The sequence below is a fragment of the Enterobacter sp. PP-008-ECC_S150 genome, from assembly GCF_045257065.1.
GTDB lineage: Bacteria > Pseudomonadota > Gammaproteobacteria > Enterobacterales > Enterobacteriaceae > Enterobacter > Enterobacter chengduensis.
In genome coordinates this window covers 1-870 of the sequence record NZ_JBJHHG010000076.1, presented here as the reverse complement: position 1 = coordinate 870, position 870 = coordinate 1, and the positions used below count along the sequence as shown (strand labels likewise).

The 870-nt window shown below is 49.9% G+C and carries 1 protein-coding gene and 1 pseudogene; both read left to right on the top strand.

Translation table 11 applies throughout. The features are described from left to right. Window positions 1–317, top strand: a 317-nt coding sequence (locus ACJBF3_RS26085; RefSeq protein WP_406545303.1) for a hypothetical protein, incomplete at its 5' end; no start/stop codon positions are given. A 65-nt stretch (window positions 318–382) separates the two neighbouring features. Then, window positions 383–870 (top strand): annotated as a pseudogene (locus tag ACJBF3_RS26080) (tail fiber protein); the annotation flags it as partial.

The window sequence follows — 870 nt, the reverse complement described above, 5'->3', positions numbered from 1 at the left end:
CAATCACGTTTAATGATTCCGGATCATCAGCACTCTCTAAGTCTGCACTTCTTGAAGCGTTGATTTTTGTATCTTCACTTTCAGGAACCACCACGGTATCTATCACTCTCAATATCAACGGTAGCACGCGCAATCTCGGCACAATCAATGTGCCTGCCGGGACTGGTGGGCTATGGATGACCGTAAGACATGCAGTGAGGGGAATTACATCAGCAGCTGTAACCGGGACCATCACGGTAATAGGGACAGGAACAGCCAGTAAAATTATATCAGCACCGACATTAACAATTACCCGAGGAACAGGCTCATTTGCCTGACCTTTCAGAAAATTTACCTAATGTACAACCCACTTCGGTGGGTTTTTTCATTGCCTGGAGAAAATATGCTTTATAACACCGGCACCATTGCAATCAACGGAAATAACGCCAGTGGGACGGGTACGAATTGGACGGCGCCAGCCAGCCAGGTTCGCGCTGGCCAGACAATTATCGTGATGTCTAATCCGGTGCAACTGTTCCAGATTTCATCCGTGAACAGCGCAACTTCCATGACGGTTACGCCAGCTGCATCACCGGCGTTAAGCGGCCAGAAGTATGGAATCCTGGTGTCCGACAATATCTCTGTAGACGGGCTGGCACAGGCTATGTCTCAGCTCATCAAAGAATATGACGAGAACATTGGCGCGTGGGAGACGTTCGCCACTACATCAGCAAACCAGACCATCACCGTTACCATCAACGGAACCACCATAACCATTCCTGGCATCGGTAAACTGGCACAGAAAGGTACCAATGGTGCTCTCCCGATTGAGCAGGGCGGTACCGGGGAAACAACGGCAGCGGGTGCCCGTGCTGGAATTGGACTTAAAAA